The sequence below is a fragment of the Pseudomonas mendocina genome (genome assembly GCF_003008615.1).
Classification (GTDB): Bacteria; Pseudomonadota; Gammaproteobacteria; order Pseudomonadales; family Pseudomonadaceae; genus Aquipseudomonas; species Aquipseudomonas mendocina_C.
Genome location: NZ_CP027657.1, coordinates 1,693,390 through 1,711,902 on the forward strand (window position 1 = coordinate 1,693,390; position 18,513 = coordinate 1,711,902).

Below are 18,513 nucleotides of genomic sequence, written 5' to 3' on the forward strand. Positions count from 1 at the left end.
ATCAGTCCTTCACAAAGGCTGGTTGTACGGAGGAAGTGGATACAGCGAGAAAATGTTCGGCAACATCGAGCATACGGTTGGCAAACCCCCACTCGTTGTCGAACCAGGCCAGCAGGTTGACCAGGCGCGGGCCGGACACGCGGGTCTGGCTGCCGTCGACGATGGCCGAGTGCGGATCATGGTTGAAATCGCAGCTGGCGTGCGGCAGTTCGGTGTAGGCCAGCAGCCCCTTGAGCGGGCCACTTTCTGCGGCCTGACACAGCACGCGGTTGATCTCTTCGGCAGAGGTGTCGCGGGCAGTCTGCAGGGTGATGTCCAGGCAGGAAACGTTGACCGTCGGCACGCGAATGGCCTTGGCCTGGATACGCCCGGCAAGCTCCGGCAGCAGACGTTCGATACCGCGGGCCAGGCCGGTGGACACCGGAATCACCGACTGGAAGGCCGAGCGCGTGCGGCGCAGGTCTTCGTGGTGGTAGGCATCGATCACGGGCTGGTCATTCATCGCCGAGTGGATGGTGGTAATGGAGACGTACTCCAGACCCACCACCTCATCGAGAAGTTTCAGCAGCGGCACACCGCAGTTGGTGGTGCAGGAGGCATTGGATACCAGTTGTTCGGCACCACTGAGGCATTGCTGATTGACGCCATAAACCACCGTGGCGTCGATATCCGCCTCGCTGGCCATCGGCTGCGACAGCAACACCCGCGGAGCGCCAGCGTCGATGAAACGCTGCGCCTGATCGCGGGTGACGTACTGCCCGGAACACTCCAGTAGCAGGTCGATGTCCAGCGCCGCCCAGTCGATGGCCTCGGGCTCGCTCTGGCGCAGCACCTTCACGCAAACGCCGTTGATATGCAGGCAGTCGCCATCGACCTTCACCTCGCCGGGAAAACGTCCGTGAGTGGAGTCGAAGCGGGTCAGGTATTCGATGCTGGCCTGATCGGCCAGGTCGTTCAGCGCGACGATTTCCAGGCTCGCTGAATTGCCACGCTCGTGCAGCGCGCGCAGCACGCAACGGCCGATGCGGCCATAGCCGTTGAGGGCGACACGATAGGGGCGATTGGACATAAGAGGTCTCGGATGAACGTAAGGTGGATCGCGCTTTATCGAACCACCGGGCGCTGTAGCGGTGAATCGGGGCGCCAGCTACGCGCCCCGAACCACCGTTACTGCGTCGTTCTCAACTCAGGCGTCCAGCAGTTCTTCGGCAGTGGCGACGATATTGTCGACGGTGAAACCGAAGTGCTCGAACAGCGCTGGGGCCGGGGCCGACTCACCGAAGCTGGTCATGCCGATGATGCGACCTTCCAGGCCCACGTACTTGTACCAGTAGTCGGCGTGCGAGGCCTCGATGGCGATGCGCGCACCGACCTGCAGCGGCAGCACGTCCTGCTTGTAAGCGGCGTCCTGCTGGTCGAACACGCTGGTGGACGGCATCGACACCACGCGCACCTTGCGGCCTGCAGCGGTCAGTTTGTCGTAAGCAGCCACGGCCAGGCCGACTTCCGAACCGGTAGCGATCAGGATCAGCTCCGGCTCGCCAGCGCTGTCCTTGAGCACATAGCCGCCGCGCGCGACGTCAGCCAGTTGCTGGGCATCGCGGCTCTGGTGCGGCAGGTTCTGACGACTGAACACCAGGGCGCTGGGGCCGTCGGCGCGCTCGATGGCGTATTTCCAGGCCACGGCGGATTCCACGGCATCGGCCGGGCGCCAGGTGTCGAGGTTCGGCGTGCCACGCAGGCTGGCCAGTTGCTCGATCGGCTGGTGGGTCGGGCCGTCTTCGCCGAGACCGATGGAGTCGTGGGTGAACACGTAGAGGACGCGCTTCTTCATCAGCGCGGACATGCGCACGGCATTGCGCGCGTATTCCATGAAGATCAGGAAGGTCGCACCGTAGGGCACGAAGCCGCCGTGCAGGGCGATGCCGTTCATGATCGCGCTCATGCCGAACTCGCGCACGCCGTAGAACATGTAGTTGCCGGATGCGTCTTCAGCGGAGACGCCCTTGCAGCCCTTCCACAAGGTCAGGTTGGAGCCGGCCAGGTCGGCCGAACCACCGAGGAACTCCGGCAGCAGCGGGCCGAAGGCATTCAGTGCGTTCTGGCTGGCCTTACGGCTGGCGATGGTCTCGCCCTTCTCGGCAACGTCCTTGATGTAGGCAGCGGCCTTCTCGGCGAAGTCGGCCGGCAGCTCACCAGCGATGCGGCGTTTGAACTCGGCAGCCAGCTCGGGATGGGCGGCGGCGTAGGCAGCAAACTTGTCATTCCAGGCGGCTTCGGCGGCAGCACCGGCGGCCTTGGCGTCCCACTCGGCGTAGATCTCGGCCGGGACTTCGAACGGGCCATGGTTCCAGCCCAGGTTGGCGCGGGTCAGGGCGATTTCATCGTTGCCCAGCGGGGCACCGTGGCACTCTTCCTTGCCCTGCTTGTTCGGCGAACCGAAGCCGATGGTGGTCTTGCAGCAGATCAGGGTTGGCTGGTCCACGCTCTTGCGCGCGGTCTCGATGGCCATCTTGATCTCTTCGGCATCATGGCCGTCGACGTTGCGGATCACCTGCCAGCCGTAGGCTTCGAAGCGCTTCGGCGTGTCGTCGGTAAACCAGCCTTCGACTTCGCCGTCGATGGAGATGCCGTTGTCGTCGTAGAAGGCGATCAGCTTGCCCAGGCCCAGGGTGCCGGCCAGCGAACAGACTTCGTGGGAAATGCCTTCCATCATGCAGCCGTCGCCGAGGAACACGTAGGTGTTGTGGTCGACGATCTCGTGGCCTTCACGGTTGAACTGCGCGCCCAGTACCTTCTCGGCAATGGCGAAACCGACGGCGTTGGCGATGCCCTGGCCGAGCGGGCCGGTGGTGGTCTCGACGCCCGGGGTGTAGCCGTATTCCGGGTGACCCGGAGTCTTGCTGTGCAGTTGACGGAAGTTTTTCAGGTCGTCGATGGACAGGTCGTAGCCGGTCAGGTGCAACAGCGAATAGATCAGCATCGAACCGTGGCCGTTGGACAGCACGAAGCGGTCGCGATCGGCGAAGTTCGGGTTGCTCGGGTTGTGCTTGAGGTAGTCGCGCCACAGCACTTCGGCGATATCCGCCATACCCATGGGGGCACCGGGGTGGCCGCTGTTGGCTTTCTGCACTGCATCCATGCTGAGGGCACGAATGGCATTGGCTCGCTCACGACGGCTGGGCATCGCTGAATCTCCTACGGGGGCTGCTTCTGAATGAAGGGGGCGAAAAAAGGGGGCCATTTTCGCCCAGCCGGGCCCCGCGGGGCAATGACAGATGGTCGTAGAGGCTAAATCAACCTGCCAGCTCGGTCAGAACGCTCACCGCTGGACTGCCCGGCGCCTGCAGTGTTTCTGGAGCAGAGCCAGACGCCTGAATAGCCACAGCACCAATATCAAAACTTTTTGATATTGGCATTGCTGTATGAAAAATGACCGGCTAGACTGCGCCCCATGACCCTGCGTGCATCCCAGCTGGAATTCGACCCCTGCGACGAGCTCGCCGCCCTGTGCAAGGCCGGCGGCGATCCGCTGCGTCTGAACGTTCTGCGCGCCTTGAGCAACGACTCGTTCGGCGTACTGGAGCTGGCGCAGATCTTCGCCATTGGCCAGTCGGGCATGAGCCATCACCTCAAGGTACTGTCCCAGGTCGGCCTGGTGGCCACGCGCCGCGAGGGCAACGCGATCTTCTATCGCCGTGCCCTGCCCAACGGCCGCCTGCACGCCGCCCTGCTGGAGGACATCGACGAACTGTCGCTGCCCGGCGAGGTGCAGGCACGTATCGCCACCGTGCACCAGCAGCGCGCTACCGTCAGCCGCGATTTCTTCGCGCGCATGGCCAGCAGTTTCCAGGCCCAGCAGGATCTGATCGCCGGCCTGCCGCAGTACCGCGACAGCCTGTTGGCACTGCTCGATGCGCTGGGCTTCGCCCCAAGCGCCACAGCACTGGAGATCGGCCCGGGTGACGGAGCCTTCCTGCCCGAGCTGGCGAGTCGCTTCGCCCACGTCACGGCGCTGGACAACAGCCCGGCTATGCTCGAACTGACCAGCCAACGCTGCGCGGCCATCGGCCTGCATAACGTCGAGTTGAAGCTGGCCGATGCGCTGCAGGATGAGCAACTTGCCGCTGACTGCGTGGTGTTGAACATGGTGCTGCACCACTTCGCCACGCCGGCCGAAGCCTTTCGCAAGCTTGCCGACCTGGTCGCACCGGGCGGCAGCCTGCTGCTCAGCGAACTGTGCAGCCACGACCAGAGCTGGGCGCGCGAAGCCTGTGGCGACTTGTGGCTCGGCTTCGAACAGGAAGACCTGGCGCGCTGGGCGACGGCCGCCGGCCTGACGCCCGGCGAAAGCCTCTACATAGGCCTGAAAAACGGCTTTCAGATTCAATTACGGCACTTTGCCAAACCCGATGCGCATAGCGCCTTCAGCCTCCGGCAAGAAAGGAACCGATAGATGAGCGAATATTCCCTGTTTACCTCCGAGTCCGTGTCCGAAGGGCATCCGGACAAGATCGCCGACCAGATCTCCGATGCGGTGCTCGACGCCATCATCGCCCAGGACAAGCATGCCCGCGTGGCCGTGGAAACCCTGGTCAAGACCGGCGTAGCCATCGTTGCCGGTGAAGTCACCACCAGCGCCTGGGTCGATCTGGAGCAGATCGTTCGCGACGTCATCTGCGACATTGGCTACACCAGCTCCGACGTCGGCTTCGACGGCGTCACCTGCGGCGTGCTCAACATCATCGGCAAGCAATCCCCGGACATCAACCAGGGCGTCGACCGTGCCAAGCCGGAAGATCAGGGTGCCGGCGACCAGGGCCTGATGTTCGGCTACGCCAGCAACGAAACCGACGTGCTGATGCCGGCTCCCATCGTGCTCTCGCACCGTCTGGTCGAGCGCCAGGCCGAAGCGCGCAAGTCCGGTCTGCTGCCGTGGCTGCGCCCGGATGCCAAATCCCAGGTCACCTGCCGCTACGAGAATGGCAAGGTCGCGGCCATCGACGCAGTCGTGCTGTCCACCCAGCACAACCCGGAAGTGAAATACGACGACCTGCGCGATGGCGTGATGGAGCTGATCGTCAAGCACGTGCTGCCAGCCGAACTGCTGCATAAGGACACCCAGTTCCACATCAACCCGACCGGCCAGTTCATCATCGGCGGCCCGGTGGGCGACTGCGGCCTGACCGGTCGCAAGATCATCGTCGACAGCTACGGCGGCATGGCCCGTCACGGCGGTGGTGCCTTCTCCGGCAAGGATCCGTCCAAGGTCGACCGCTCGGCAGCCTACGCCGGCCGCTACGTGGCCAAGAACATCGTTGCCGCCGGCCTGGCCGAACGCTGCGAGATCCAGGTGTCCTACGCCATCGGCGTGGCCCAGCCGACCTCCATCTCGATCAACACCTTCGGTACCCACAAGATCGCCGAAGAGAAGATCATCCAGCTGGTGCGTGAAGTCTTCGACCTGCGTCCGTACGCCATCACCAAGATGCTCGACCTGCTGCACCCGATGTATCAGGAAACCGCTGCCTACGGCCACTTCGGCCGCACGCCGCAATCCAAGACCGTCGGCGACGACAGCTTCACCACCTTCACCTGGGAACGCACCGACAAGGCTGCCGACCTGCGCGCCGCTGCCGGCCTGTAAGGTTCAGTCGCGACACGAAAAGCCCCGCCCAGTGCGGGGCTTTTCATTGCAGCGGCTGACGAACGGAACACCATCCTCCCAGCGCAGGCCAGCAATTCGTCTAGGCTGACTTCATCCCCTCAAGCACGGACGCTTGCCATGAAACGTTGGATTGCGCTGCTTCTTTTCCCGCTGACCGCCCAAGCCACCTCCTGCCCCGACTGGCCGCTGGATCGCGCCAGAGCCGAGCTCGACGCCCTTGGCCAGCAGATCGCTCAATGGGACGACGCCTACCACAACCAGGGCCATTCGCTGGTCGCCGACGAACTCTACGATCAAGCGCGCGAGCGTCTGCAGACCTGGCACCGCTGCTTCCCGACTACCGGCAAGACGATGCCAGAGCCACTGACTGGCAGCACCGGCGCGCTCGCACATCCGGTTGCCCAGACCGGGCTACGCAAGTTGAACGATGCTGCCGTGAGCGAGTGGGTCGCCAGCCGCGACGACCTGTGGATTCAGCCCAAGGTCGACGGTGTCGCCGTCACCCTGGTATACCGTGAAGGCTTCTTGCAGCAGGCCATCAGCCGCGGCGATGGACGCCACGGGCAGGACTGGACAGCACGTGCCCGGCAACTACCCGCTGTCCCGTCACGCCTGCCCGAGGCGCGCGACCTGATCCTGCAGGGTGAACTCTACTGGCGCATGGAAGGCCACGTGCAAGTGCATGCTGGCGGCGCCGGAGCCCGCGGCAAAGTAGCCGGGATGATAGCCCGACAGACCTTGAACGAGCAGGAGGCCACCGCCATCGGTCTGTTCGTCTGGGACTGGCCCGACGGCCCGGCGCAAATGCCCGAACGCCTGAAAGCGCTGCACACGCTGGGCTTCAGCGACAGCCTGCAGTACACCCAGCCACTCACGGATGCGGAGGACGCCCGCCGCTGGCGTCAGCGCTGGTTCAGCGAGCCACAGCCATTTGCCAGCGATGGGGTGGTACTGCGCCAGGGCACACGGCCGCCGGGCCAGCGTTGGCAGGCCGAAGCGCCGCACTGGGCGATTGCCTGGAAATATCCGGCCAGCCAGGCGCTGGCCGTGGTGCAGGCGGTGGACTTCAACATTGGCCGCAGCGGGCGTATCACGCCGGTGCTGCGCTTACAGCCGGTCGACCTCGACGAGCGCCGCATCAGCCGCGTAGCTCTTGGTTCGCTGCAAACCTGGGAAAAGCTGGATATACGCCCGGGCGACCAGGTGGCGATCCGCCTGGCCGGACTGACCATCCCCCGACTCGACCAGGTCATCTGGCGCAGCCCACAGCGTCCCTCGGTGGCGGTGCCGCGAGCGACGGACTACCACGCGCTGAGCTGCTGGCGCAGCAGCCCACAATGCCAACAACAGTTCCAGGCCCGCCTGGCCTGGCTCAGTGGCAAGCAAGGACTGGCCCTGGCCGGCGTCGGCCCAGGCACGTGGAGCCGCCTGCCCCTCGACGGGCTGCTCGATTGGCTGGAGCTGGACGCCGAACAACTGAGGAGCCTGCCAGGTATCGGCCCGCGTCGCGCCGGGCAATTGCAGCAGGCATTCAACCAGGCTCATGACCGATCGCTGCAACAATGGCTGCGCGCCCTCGGTGCGCCACCGGGCTTCGACAATGGCGAGCTGGATGACTGGGCCAAGTTGATCGAACGCCAGCGAGATGACTGGCTACGCCAGCCTGGCATTGGCCAGAAGAGCGCGGAGCGGCTACTGGCATTCTTCAGCCACCCCGAGATCCTTCGCCTGGGCAGGCAGTTGCAGCATGCCGGCGTGGCCAGTTTTCAGGCAGGGGGAAATCGCCGCCTGGCTGACCCAGACCAGCAGATCGGTCACTCAGGTCGAACCTCGCGCACCGACCAGGGTCAGTTCGAAATAGGTACCCACGAGGAGACACCATGATTCGTCAAACCGCCCTACTCGGCCTGCTGCTGGCCGCCAATCTGAATGCCGTGCCGATCCTGGCCGCCGAACCCGCCAGTGGCTGTGCGACCAAACGTCAGGTCATCGAAGAGAAGATCGAGGCCGCCCGCCAGAGCGGCAACTCGCGCGAGCTGGAAGGGCTACAAAAGGCGCTGGGCAACGTCGAAGCCCACTGCGATGACGCCACCCTGCACAAGGAGCGCCTGGCCAGCGTGGAAGAGGCTCGCCAGGAAGTGCAAGAGCGCGAGATGGATCTGCGCGAAGCGATGGGCAAGGGCGACCAGGAGAAGATCGCCAAGCGTCAGGCCAAACTGGCCGAGTCGCGCGCCGAACTGGAACAGGCCGAGGCTGAAGCGCGCGCCGATCAGTAAGCGCGGAAAGCCTTGTGGCAGGCCTCGCAACTGTCCTCGACGGCCTGCACGGCGGGTTCGAGCGCAGAGCGACGCAGCGGCGAAGCGGTCGTGACCAGCACCAGCGCAGCGGTGGCCTGCTCCAGGTCGCGCGCCATCTTCTGGAACTGCTCCTGACGCTGCCAGACTTCAGGGCTGGCCTTGCTGCGCTCATCATCCGCCACCGACGGGAAATGCTGCCAAGGCTCGCGTGACAGGCGATTGAGCTCGGCAGCGCCGCTGACGAAGCCGGCTTCGTCGTAGGGAATCCGACCACGCAGCATCCCCCCCAGATCCTCGCTGACCTTGAGCATTTCCTTGAACAGCGCCTGACGTTTACCCAGTGGCGAGTTGGGATCGACTCCGCCACAGGCAGCCAGGGCCAGGCAGACGCAGGTAAGCATCAGGAGTTTCTTCAGGGTCATCGACACGACTTCCGGGCGACAAAGGGCCGCCAGTATCGCGGCTCGCCCCCACCTGGCCAAGCGACCTCTTGTCACAACAGCGATCTTTCACCCGCACCAGTCAGCCGGGGTTCAGGTACGAAAGCGTCCCAACTGGCTGTTGAGCTGCTGTACCTCGCCCTGAATCTGCGCACTGACGCGTACCACGCTCTCGGTTTCGCCCTGGCTGCGTTCGGCCAGGCTGGAGATATTCGTCACCCGCTGGTCGATCTCCTGTGCCACCTGGCTCTGCTGTTCGGCCGCAGTGGCAATCTGTGCATTGAGCGCATTGATACCATCGACCGCACCGACGATGGTTTCCAGCACTTCGCTGGCCTGGCGGATATGGCTCAGGTTGTCATCAGCCAGGGCCGCACTGTGCTGCATCGCCAGCACCGCATCGCGCGCCCCGCCTTGCAGGCGCTGAATGATCGTCTGGATTTCGCCGGTGGACTGCTGGGTACGACTGGCCAGCGTGCGCACCTCATCGGCGACCACAGCGAAGCCGCGACCCGCCTCGCCTGCACGCGCGGCCTCAATGGCCGCATTGAGCGCCAGCAGGTTGGTCTGCTCGGCAATCCCGGTAATCACCTCAAGCACCTTGCCCACACCACTGGTTTCAGCCTCCAGACGCTGCACCTGTTCGCCGCTGCGCCGCAGTTGCTCGACCAGCTCGGCTATCTGCGCGGAACTGCGCTGCACAACCTGCCGGCCGTTCTGCGCGCGATCATCGGCGTTGCGTGCCGCCTCGGCGGCATGGGCGGCGTGACGCGCCACCTCGGCCACGGTGGCACTCATCTCGTTCATCGCCGTAGCCACCTGATCGAGATCCTCGTACTGGCGACGCACGCCATCACCCGCGGACTGAGCTGCACCGACCACGCTGCCGACATGCTCGCCGGTGCGCTCGCCACTGCGCTTGACCTCCGCCAGCAAGCCTCGTACCTGCTCCTGCATACGGTTGTAGCCGGCAAAGATGCGGCCGATCTCGTTGTCGCCCTGATGGCCATCCAGGCTACGGGTGAAATCGCCAGAGCCGACTCGCGTCAGCGCACCTTCTACCGCCTTGAGGTTGTGCATCAGCGGCCGCAGGCCGAACTGACGGCCCAGTACCACCAACGCCAGGATGCCCAGCACGCAGCCGAACGCCAGCCACATCTGCCGGCGCTGGCTGCCTTCGGCGTGGGCGGCCATCAGGCCGACGGCCTGGTTCATCTCCCGCAACAACTCGACCGACTGCTGCTCGAGCACCTTGAGGTCGACGGCCGTATCGCCGGAGACCATGCGCTGCAATTGGCCGCGAAAACCCTGCCAGAGACCGCCGACCTTGTTCATCTGCGCCTGCACGCTCGGCTCGGCGATGGCGCTGATATTGCGTGTTGCGTTGCCGCTCAGCAGGTCACGATGGGCCGCATCGAACTGCGCCATGGTCGCCTCCAGGGTCGCAGCGGGCAGCACACCCTCGCGCAGCAGCAGCGCCTCCTTGGTCATCTTCTGGCTGAGCATGCGCTGTGCGCCGGCCACGTTGATGGTCTCCGGCGACACCGACATGCTCAGGTACAGCGCCACCGATGCGACCACGGCGAGCAGGAACATCAGCGCGTAGGAGAACAGGAACTGCTGATTCAGCGTGCGCAGGCCAATGGCGCTGAGCAGACGGTCGAAGAAAGTGCTGACGAACATGGCTGGCTCCCTGGCAGTTGGCGGAAATCCCCGCTAAATGATGAGGAGCAAGCAAGAACATGGCCAGGCGCCAGGCGCACTGCAGGCCGATTGCCCGCGACAAACGCACCTGAACGGCGCAACGAGCAAACGGTCACGCGCCGCTTTGACTCATCGCCTACAACAGGCTTGCGACACGCCAGCTCTCAGCCGAGCCGGTCAAGCGGAGACCACGAACAAGGACACGATCAGCCCCATGCCGGCAAACCATACCAGCGAGCGCAGCGGCCCCCAATCGGCCAGGTAGCAGATGAAATACAGCACACGGCTGACGATGAATGCCACGGCCAACTGATCGAGCAACGCCTGCTCGGCACCACCGGCCTGGTGGGCAATGATCACTGCCGCAGCGAATGCCGGGGTGACCTCGAAACCGTTGAGCTGGGCGTTGTTGGCCCGCTTGCGCCAGCCCTCCAACGTGCCGAGAAAGGCGCGCGGATCCTGATTGGCACGCGGGCCGTAGCCAGGGCCGAGGAACTTGGCACTGGCGGTGCCCAGATAAGGCAACAGGATGGCGATCAGAACGCACCAGTAGGCGAGGGTCATGGCTTGGCTTCACTCGAAAGGTCGGGGAGCCAAGCCTGGGCGAGCAGCGCCGCTGCGTCCATGGCCGCGTCCGCCGATCATGCCGGCGCTTCGGCCAAGTCTGCGGCGATCCCGGCCAGCACCGCTTAGAACCAGTTCACGATCTCGCGAGCTAGAGCCATGCAATACCGATGGCGGCCCCGCAAACAGGCGAGGAACGCTCGGAGTCGCGCTCGATTTTACGAGTTGTAAATGAGCAGTACTCATTTCGTTCGCCCTTTTGGGGCCGCACTAAAGTGCGTTAGCCGCAAGCGGCTTCCGACCGGGCTGGCGCTCCAGCCTGTTTTTAACGCAGTAGAGCCGACGTGCAGCAGATCGTGAACAGGTTCTTACTCCTGGAAGCGATCCTTGGCATAGGTGATCGCAGTCTTGCCATGTGGCGCCGGCTGGCCATCCTCGCCAAGGTTGACGAACACCAGCTTGTCGATGGTCAGAATGCTTTTGCGGGTCACCTTGTTGCGCACTTCGCAGCGCAGGGTGAGCGAGGTACGACCGAACTCGGTGGCAGTGATGCCCAGCTCGATGATGTCACTTTGGCGCGCCGAGCTGACGAAATTGATCTCGGAGATGAACTTGGTGACCACGCGCTGATTGTCGAGCTGGACGATGGCGTAGATCGCCGCTTCTTCGTCGATCCATTTCAGCAGGCTGCCGCCGAACAGGGTGCCGTTGGGGTTGAGATCCTCGGGCTTGATCCACTTGCGAGTATGGAAATTCATGCAGTGTCCTCCGTGCCAGATTGGGCGCCCATGATGCGCCCGCAACGCTGCGCTTGTCGTGACAAGGCTGGCTATGACGATCATAGTCAGGCAAATGCGACGGAAAGCCTTGGGCTGTGCTGCGCACACGGCTATAATTCGCCGGTTTCACGCAACCGGCACCGCTCCGGTTGCGCCCGCCACCTGTCCGAGGGGCGCTGCAGCAGGGCAACCTGTCAGGCTCGGATGGAGCGTTAACCATACGCATCAACGGCGCCCATTCGCAGACAACGAATGGAGAGCTTCTGTATGAGCGCTGCTTTTAACGACTATAAGGTCGCCGATATTTCCCTGGCCGATTGGGGCCGCAAAGAACTGATCATTGCCGAGTCGGAGATGCCGGCACTGATGGGCCTGCGCCGCAAGTACGCTGCCAGCCAGCCGCTGAAAGGCGCGAAGATCCTCGGCTGCATCCACATGACCATCCAGACTGGCGTACTGATCGAGACGCTGACCGCTCTGGGCGCCGAAGTGCGCTGGTCGTCCTGCAACATCTTCTCTACCCAGGATCAGGCCGCTGCCGCCATCGCCGCCGCCGGTATTCCAGTATTCGCCTGGAAAGGCGAGACCGAAGAAGAGTACGAGTGGTGCATCGAGCAGACCATCCTCAAGGACGGTCAGCCGTGGGACGCCAACATGGTGCTGGACGACGGCGGTGACCTGACCGAAATCCTGCACAAGAAATACCCGCAGATGCTCGAGCGCATCCACGGTGTCACCGAAGAGACCACCACCGGCGTGCACCGCCTGCTCGACATGCTCAAGGCCGGCACCTTGAAAGTCCCGGCGATCAACGTCAACGACGCGGTCACCAAGAGCAAGAACGACAACAAGTACGGCTGCCGCCACAGCCTCAACGATGCCATCAAGCGCGGCACCGACCACCTGCTGTCCGGCAAGCAGGCGCTGGTCATCGGCTACGGTGACGTGGGCAAGGGGTCAGCCCAGTCGCTGCGTCAGGAAGGCATGATCGTCAAGGTTTCCGAAGTCGACCCGATCTGCGCCATGCAGGCCTGCATGGACGGCTTCGAGCTGGTTTCCCCGTACAAGAACGGCATCAATGACGGCACCGAAGCCAGCATCGACGCCGCACTGCTGGGCAAGATCGACCTGATCGTCACCACCACCGGCAACGTCAACGTGTGCGACGCCGGCATGCTCAAGGCGCTGAAGAAACGTGCTGTGGTGTGCAACATCGGTCACTTCGACAACGAAATCGACACCGCCTTCATGCGCAAGAACTGGGCCTGGGAAGAGGTCAAGCCGCAGGTGCACAAGATCCACCGCACCGGCGCCGGCAGCTTCGATCCGACCAACGACGACTACCTGATCCTGCTGGCCGAAGGCCGCCTGGTGAACCTGGGCAACGCCACCGGCCACCCGAGCCGCATCATGGACGGCTCGTTCGCCAACCAGGTACTGGCGCAGATCTTCCTGTTCGAACAGAAGTTCGCCGACCTCTCCGCCGAGAAGAAGGCCGAGCGTCTGACCGTCGAAGTGCTGCCGAAGAAGCTGGACGAAGAAGTGGCGCTGGAGATGGTCAAGGGTTTCGGTGGCGTGGTCACCCAACTGACCAAGCAGCAGGCCGATTACATCGGCGTGACCGTGGAAGGCCCGTTCAAGCCGGACACCTACCGCTACTGATCCACAACCGTAGGGTGGGTTAGCCGCGCAGCGGCGTAACCCACCAGCCATTTCACAGGTGGGTTACGCCTACGGCCAACCCACCCTACGGGGCTTTCCCATGTCACAAGAACGCCGTTACAGCTTCGAGTTCTTCCCGACCAAGACCGAAGCCGGGCACGAAAAACTGCTCAACGTGGCGCGCCAGCTGGCGAGCTACAACCCAGACTTCTTCTCCTGCACCTACGGTGCCGGAGGCTCCACTCGTGACCGCACCGTCAATACCGTGCTGCAACTCGATGGCGACGTGAAGGTGCCGACCGCACCGCACCTGTCCTGCGTCGGTGACAGCAAGGTCGAACTGCGCGAGCTGCTCAACCTGTATCGCAACGCCGGCATCAAGCGCATCGTCGCCCTGCGCGGCGACCTGCCGTCGGGCATGGGCATGGCCAGCGGCGAGCTGCGTTATGCCAACGAGCTGGTCGAATTCATCCGCACCGAGACCGGTGAGCACTTCCATATCGAAATCGCCGCCTATCCGGAAATGCATCCGCAGGCACGCAACTTCGAGGACGACATCGCCAACTTCGTGCGCAAGGCCAAGGCCGGGGCCAACAGCGCCATCACCCAGTACTTCTTCAACGCCGACAGCTACTTCTACTTCGTCGAGCGTGTACAGAAACTAGGTGTGGATATCCCGGTGGTGCCGGGCATCATGCCGATCACCAACTACAGCAAGCTGGCACGCTTCTCCGACGCCTGCGGCGCGGAAATTCCGCGCTGGGTACGCAAGCAGCTGGAAGCCTACGGCGATGACATCGACAGCATCCAGGCCTTCGGTGAACAGGTGATCAGCGAAATGTGCGAACGCCTGCTCGCGGGTGGCGCACCTGGCCTGCACTTCTATACCCTGAACCAGGCCGACCCCAGCCTGGCCATCTGGAACAATCTCAAGCTGCCACGCTAAGGCCGCTTACTCACAGGCTGTCCGCCACGGGCAGCCTGCTCGCTTTACCCTCCCGCCTTGCCGCCGAAGGATCGCCCGTCATGCTCAAACGCTCCAAGATCAACGCCTCCGTCAGCCCCAAGGGCAGCCTGGAAACCCTCTCGCAACGTGAAGTGCAGCAACTGCGCGAAACTGGCTCTGGCAGCGTTTATCGCCTGTTCCGTCAATGCGCGCTGGCGATCCTCAATACCGGCTCGCATAGCGACAACGCCAAGACCATTCTCGAAGCCTACCCGGACTTCGAAGTGAAGATTCACCAGCAGGATCGTGGCATCCGCCTGGAACTGCTCAACGCACCGGCCGATGCCTTCGTCGACGGCGAAATGATCGCCAGCACCCGCGAGATGCTGTTCAGCGCCCTGCGCGACATCGTCTACACGCAGAGCGAGCTGGAGAACAAACGCATCGATCTGGACAGCTCAGAAGGCATCACCGACTACGTCTTCCACCTGCTGCGCAACGCACGCACCCTGCGTACCGGGGTCGAACCGAAGATGGTGGTGTGCTGGGGCGGCCACTCGATCAGTACCGAGGAATACAAGTACACCAAGAAGGTCGGCCACGAGCTGGGCCTGCGTGGCCTGGACATCTGCACCGGCTGCGGGCCGGGCGTGATGAAGGGACCGATGAAGGGTGCCACCATCAGCCACGCCAAGCAGCGCAACCTCAAAGGCCGCTATCTGGGGCTGACCGAGCCCGGCATCATCGCCGCCGAGGCGCCGAACCCGATCGTCAACGAACTGGTGATCCTGCCGGACATCGAGAAACGCCTGGAGGCCTTCGTTCGCGTCGGCCACGGCATCATCATCTTCCCGGGCGGCGCCGGCACCGCAGAAGAGTTCCTCTATCTGCTGGGCATTCTCACCCACCCGGACAACCAGGATCTGCCCTTCCCGGTCATCCTCACCGGACCGAAGAGCGCCAGCACCTACCTGCAGCAGTTGCACGACTTCATCGGCGCGACTCTGGGTGAAGCCGCACAGCAACGCTACAGCATGATCGTCAACGACCCCTCCGAAGTCGCGCGCCAGATGCACATCGGCATTCGCGAGGTGGAGCGCTTCCGCCGCGAACGCAACGACGCCTTCCACTTCAACTGGCTGCTGAAGATCGACGAAAGCTTCCAGCACCCGTTCGAGCCCACTCACGAAGCGATGGCCAGCCTCAACCTGACCCGCGAGCAGCCATTGCACCATTTGGCTGCCAATCTGCGCCGCGCCTTCTCGGGCATCGTCGCAGGCAACGTCAAGGAGAATGGCATTCGCCTGATCGAGGAGCACGGCCCCTACGAGATTCGCGGCGAAGCGACCATCATGCGTCCGCTGGATCGCCTGCTACAGGCCTTCGTCGAACAACACCGAATGAAACTGCCGGGTGGTAGCGCCTATGAGCCCTGCTATCAGGTGATCGACTAAAGCCATCCCCCCGCCCTTTTACGGCATAGGTAAAGTAGCTAATCTGGCGCGATGCCATTACTCCAGCGCCAGATTATCGCCACCCTATTGCTGTGCTGTCTCGCCTTCACTGCCCGCGGTGAAACGCTGCGCCTGGTCACGGACGCCTGGGCGCCCTACGTCTATGAAGAAAACGGCCAAGCCACCGGCCTCGACTACGATATCAGCCGCGAGGTTCTGCGCCGCCTGGGTATCGACCTGGAGCTGCAATTCCTACCGTGGAAGCGCTGTCTGCTGGCCCTGGAGCAGGGGCACGCCGACGGCATTCTCGACATTTTCCACCTGCCTGAACGCGAAGCGCAGATGCTGTTCGTCGAAGAACCGCTGAGCGAAGTCGAGTTCGTGCTGTTCTACGCGCGCAACCGCCCTTATCCCTATCGCCGCCTGGAAGACCTGCGCGACCTGGTGATCGGTATCTCACCCGGCTACTGGTATAACGACGAGACATTCCGCACTTCCGCCCTGTTCAGCCGCGAGGAGGCGCCAACTCACGAGGCCAACCTGGGCAAGCTGGTGCGTCACCGGGTCGATCTGGTGGTCAACGACCGTCGCGCAGGCCTCTATCTGAGCACGCAGATGGGCCTGCAGCAGCAAGTCGACTACAACCGCAAAGCGGTCGGTCATGATCATATGTACCTGGCCCTGCGCCGCGATCCGGCCTTGCAACAGCTGGCCCGCGACTTCACTCGCGAATTGCGCCGTTTCCAACGCGAACCGGCCTATGCCCGCTTGCAACAACGCTATGCCAAGCCCCAACAACCAAAGCCGTGAACCAACCGACAGGCTGATAGGTGCGCAAGCCGCACGCTCTGTTATACTCGGGCCTTCCCGCCAGGCTTGCGCCCGGATGCTGGTGCTCAGAAGCCAGCAGTACCGGACGGGATCATGCCCCCCAAAGCGTGATTCAAGCCAGGCTCTACACCCCTAGGGCCACGCCCTCAATTAGTACAGGATTGCTCATGTCCTTTGCCTCCCTCGGTCTCTCCGAGGCTTTAGTCCGTGCGGTCGAATCCGCCGGCTACACCCAACCCACTCCGGTGCAACAGCGGGCCATTCCCGCCGTGTTGCAAGGTCGCGACCTGATGGTGGCGGCCCAGACGGGTACAGGTAAGACGGGCGGTTTCGCCCTGCCGATCCTCGAGCGCCTGTTCCCAGGTGGTCATCCGGATCGCGAACAACGCCACGGCCCGAAACAACCGCGTGTGCTGGTGCTGACCCCCACCCGCGAACTGGCCGCCCAGGTGCATGACAGCTTCAAGGTCTATGCCCGCGATTTGAAATTCGTCAGCGCCTGCATCTTCGGCGGCGTTGGCATGAACCCACAGGTTCAGGCTGTAGCCAAAGGCGTCGATGTTCTGGTGGCCTGCCCGGGTCGCCTGCTCGACCTGGCCAACCAGAAAGCCATCGACCTGTCGCACGTGGAAATTCTCGTACTCGATGAAGCCGACCGCATGCTCGACATGGGCTTCATCCACGACGTCAAGAAGGTGCTGGCCAAGCTGCCGACACAACGCCAGAACCTGCTGTTCTCGGCCACCTTCTCCAAAGACATCACCGACCTGGCCGGCAAGCTGCTGCACAACCCCGAGCGCATCGAGGTCACGCCGCCGAACACCACGGTCGAGCGCATCGAACAACGCGTGTTCCGCCTGGCTGCCAGCCACAAGCGCGCCCTACTCGCTCACCTGGTCACCCAGGGAGCCTGGGAACAGGTGCTGGTTTTCACCCGCACCAAGCATGGCGCCAACCGCCTGGCTGAGTACCTCGACAAGCACGGTCTGTCGGCTGCCGCGATCCATGGCAACAAGAGCCAGAACGCCCGCACCAAGGCCCTGGCCGATTTCAAGGCGAACAAGGTACGCATCCTGGTCGCCACCGATATCGCCGCCCGCGGCCTGGACATCGACCAACTGCCGCACGTGGTCAACTTCGAACTGCCCAACGTCGAGGAAGACTACGTTCACCGTATCGGCCGTACCGGCCGCGCCGGTCGTAGCGGTGAGGCCATCTCGCTGGTCGCCCCGGACGAAGAGAAGCTGCTCAAGGGCATCGAGCGGATGACCAAGCAGAAGATCCCCGACGGTGATCTGCTGGGCTTCGACGCCAGTGCCGTGGAAGCGGAACGCCCGGAAGTACGTGAGCCGCGTCAACCGCGCAATGCCGGGCAGAAGAAGCAGAAAGCCGAAGGCGGCGACAAGCCCAAGGGCGAGCGCAACAACGGCGGCCGCAGAGACAAGGGCAAGGACGGCGGCAAGGATCAGAAAGCCAAGCCGCAACAGCAAGGCCAGGGCCAGAACCGCCGTGGCCAGCAGCCTCGCAACCAGAATCGCGGTGCTGCCCCGGCCGTTCCTGCACTGCCGCCGGATCGTGACCCGGAAGAGTTCCTCGACGACGAAATCGACAATTTCGGTAACCGTGCCGACTACGTACCGGTGCAAAACAAGCCGCAAGGTCGCGGTCGTCGTTCAGGCGGTGCAGCCGGCAACGGCGCTGCTACGGGCCAGAAAGCCAACAGTAACAACCGGCAACCGCGCAACAACGCAGGCGGCAACCCAGGCACCCCCGGCAAGAATCGACGTCAGGGTGGCCAGGGCGGTCAAGGCCGTAACGGCGGTGGTCGCGGCCGACCAGCGCATGATGGGCGCATCACCTCGCTGGATCGTGACGAACTGCCACGTGCCGAAGCGGCCGTGCGCAACCCGCGTGAAAAGCAGCCGATCATCGTGCACAAAGGCTCCCGCCTGGATCGTTTCCCCAGCGCCGAGCAGCTAGACGAGCTGAGCAACAGCAGCCGGCCGCGCAGTGAAAAACCCGCACTGCTGACGCGCAACCGCGAAGAGTAAGCAGCCACGCCAATGAAAAACGCCGCCCATTGGGCGGCGTTTTTGTTTGTGCCGGCAGAGTTAGGATAAACGGCTCAATAGCCCTCTCCCACCCTGCGGGCACCCTCTCCCATAAAT

The 18,513-nt window shown here is 63.5% G+C and carries 14 protein-coding genes, 1 pseudogene and 1 riboswitch; of the genes and pseudogenes, 9 read left to right on the top strand and 6 right to left on the bottom strand.

Features of this window, described 5'->3' with window-relative positions:
- Window position 1: 1 nt before the first annotated feature.
- Together epd and tkt are read right to left on the bottom strand one after the other, a co-directional pair.
- Window positions 2–1,069, bottom strand: coding sequence for an erythrose-4-phosphate dehydrogenase (gene epd / locus C7A17_RS07835; protein ID WP_106737507.1), 1,068 nt, complete (start codon window positions 1,067–1,069; stop codon window positions 2–4).
- Between the two features lie 117 nt (window positions 1,070–1,186).
- Window positions 1,187–3,187, bottom strand: coding sequence for a transketolase (tkt, locus tag C7A17_RS07840; protein WP_106737508.1), 2,001 nt, complete (start codon window positions 3,185–3,187; stop codon window positions 1,187–1,189).
- Window positions 3,188–3,454: 267 nt separating this feature from the next.
- Between tkt and C7A17_RS07845 the strand changes: the two genes are divergently transcribed.
- The 4 genes and pseudogenes from C7A17_RS07845 to C7A17_RS07860 all read left to right on the top strand — a co-directional run bounded on the left by C7A17_RS07845 (window position 3,455) and on the right by C7A17_RS07860 (window position 7,944).
- Window positions 3,455–4,456, top strand: a complete 1,002-nt coding sequence (locus C7A17_RS07845) for an ArsR/SmtB family transcription factor (RefSeq protein WP_106737509.1) — start codon at window positions 3,455–3,457, stop codon at window positions 4,454–4,456.
- Window positions 4,457–5,647, top strand: a complete 1,191-nt coding sequence (gene metK, locus C7A17_RS07850) for a methionine adenosyltransferase (RefSeq protein WP_106737510.1) — start codon at window positions 4,457–4,459, stop codon at window positions 5,645–5,647. It begins immediately after the preceding gene.
- Window positions 5,648–5,785: 138 nt separating this feature from the next.
- Window positions 5,786–7,435: pseudogene (gene ligB / locus C7A17_RS07855) on the top strand (NAD-dependent DNA ligase LigB); the annotation flags it as partial.
- Between the two features lie 113 nt (window positions 7,436–7,548).
- Window positions 7,549–7,944, top strand: a complete 396-nt coding sequence (locus C7A17_RS07860; RefSeq protein WP_106737512.1) for a DUF1090 domain-containing protein — start codon at window positions 7,549–7,551, stop codon at window positions 7,942–7,944.
- Here the strand turns inward: C7A17_RS07860 and C7A17_RS07865 are convergent.
- The 4 genes from C7A17_RS07865 to C7A17_RS07880 form a co-directional block, all read right to left on the bottom strand.
- Window positions 7,938–8,387, bottom strand: coding sequence for a c-type cytochrome (locus C7A17_RS07865; RefSeq protein ID WP_106737513.1), 450 nt, complete (start codon window positions 8,385–8,387; stop codon window positions 7,938–7,940). The genes C7A17_RS07860 and C7A17_RS07865 overlap by 7 nt on opposite strands.
- Before the next feature lie 111 nt (window positions 8,388–8,498).
- On the bottom strand, window positions 8,499–10,088 hold the full coding sequence (locus C7A17_RS07870; protein ID WP_106737514.1) for a methyl-accepting chemotaxis protein: 1,590 nt from the start codon (window positions 10,086–10,088) through the stop codon (window positions 8,499–8,501).
- Window positions 10,089–10,286: 198 nt separating this feature from the next.
- A complete protein-coding gene (locus C7A17_RS07875) occupies window positions 10,287–10,673 on the bottom strand; it encodes an MAPEG family protein (RefSeq protein WP_106737515.1) in 387 nt (128 codons plus the stop codon).
- 368 nt (window positions 10,674–11,041) lie between these two features.
- Window positions 11,042–11,431 carry an acyl-CoA thioesterase gene (locus C7A17_RS07880; RefSeq protein WP_106737516.1) on the bottom strand — a complete coding sequence of 130 codons (390 nt, stop codon included), beginning with the start codon at window positions 11,429–11,431 and terminating at the stop codon, window positions 11,042–11,044.
- Window positions 11,432–11,614: 183 nt separating this feature from the next.
- Window positions 11,615–11,696: riboswitch (S-adenosyl-L-homocysteine riboswitch) on the top strand.
- 8 nt (window positions 11,697–11,704) lie between these two features.
- Between C7A17_RS07880 and ahcY the strand changes: the two genes are divergently transcribed.
- The 5 genes from ahcY (at window position 11,705) to C7A17_RS07905 (ending at window position 18,396) form a co-directional block, all read left to right on the top strand.
- A complete protein-coding gene (gene ahcY, locus C7A17_RS07885) occupies window positions 11,705–13,114 on the top strand; it encodes an adenosylhomocysteinase (protein ID WP_106737517.1) in 1,410 nt (469 codons plus the stop codon).
- 100 nt (window positions 13,115–13,214) lie between these two features.
- Entirely contained in the window at window positions 13,215–14,060 is an 846-nt protein-coding gene (gene metF, locus C7A17_RS07890) for a methylenetetrahydrofolate reductase [NAD(P)H] (RefSeq protein ID WP_106737518.1), read from the top strand.
- A gap of 80 nt (window positions 14,061–14,140) precedes the next feature.
- Window positions 14,141–15,514, top strand: coding sequence for a nucleotide 5'-monophosphate nucleosidase PpnN (ppnN, locus tag C7A17_RS07895; protein ID WP_106737519.1), 1,374 nt, complete (start codon window positions 14,141–14,143; stop codon window positions 15,512–15,514).
- Between the two features lie 51 nt (window positions 15,515–15,565).
- Window positions 15,566–16,324: a substrate-binding periplasmic protein gene (locus tag C7A17_RS07900; protein ID WP_106737520.1), complete on the top strand. Its 759-nt coding sequence runs from the start codon at window positions 15,566–15,568 to the stop codon at window positions 16,322–16,324.
- A 188-nt stretch (window positions 16,325–16,512) separates the two neighbouring features.
- Window positions 16,513–18,396, top strand: a complete 1,884-nt coding sequence (locus C7A17_RS07905; RefSeq protein WP_106737521.1) for a DEAD/DEAH box helicase — start codon at window positions 16,513–16,515, stop codon at window positions 18,394–18,396.
- Window positions 18,397–18,513: the final 117 nt, after the last annotated feature.